1 protein-coding gene is annotated in these 631 nt (G+C 53.7%); it reads left to right on the forward strand.

Translation table 11 applies throughout. The features are described from left to right. On the forward strand, window positions 1-631 hold a 631-nt coding region (locus tag WH277_RS05615), incomplete at both ends, for a DEAD/DEAH box helicase family protein (protein WP_339504919.1).

A 631-nucleotide genomic window follows, 5' to 3' on the forward strand; every position in this document is an offset into this window, starting at 1 on the left:
TCTGCAGATCGAAGAGAAAGAGGACTGGAGCGGGCTGAAGGTGAAAAAAGAGAGCCTGATCTTCCCGCGTTATCATCAGTGGGATGTGGTGCGTCAGCTGATTGGCGCGGCCCAGGCCGAAGGCACCGGGCATAAATACCTGATCCAGCACAGCGCCGGGTCCGGTAAATCCAACTCGATTGCCTGGACCGCGCATCAGCTCTCCACGCTCTATGATGCGCAGGGAGAAAAGCAGTTCCATTCGGTGATCGTCGTCACCGATCGCACGGTGCTGGACGACCAGCTGCAGGATACGATCTATCAGTTTGAGCATCAGGATGGCGTGGTCGGGCGCATCAATAATAAGGAAGGCGATGGATCGAAGTCAGAGAAACTGGCTGCTGCGCTGGAAAGTTCCCAACCGATTATTATTGTCACCATTCAGACTTTCCCGTTTGTATTAAAGGCGATTGAAAACAGCGTCAGCCTGAAAACGCGCAAATATGCGGAGATTGCCGATGAAGCACACTCATCACAAAGCGGCTCCACGGCGCGTCAGCTGAAAGAAGTGTTGATGGTGGAAGAGACGGATGAGGATGTCGTACTGTCTTCAGAAGATATTCTGGATGCCACCGTGGCAGCGCGTAAGGGC

It is taken from the genome of Erwinia sp. MYb416 (assembly GCF_037479575.1).
Lineage (GTDB): Bacteria > Pseudomonadota > Gammaproteobacteria > Enterobacterales > Enterobacteriaceae > Erwinia > Erwinia rhapontici.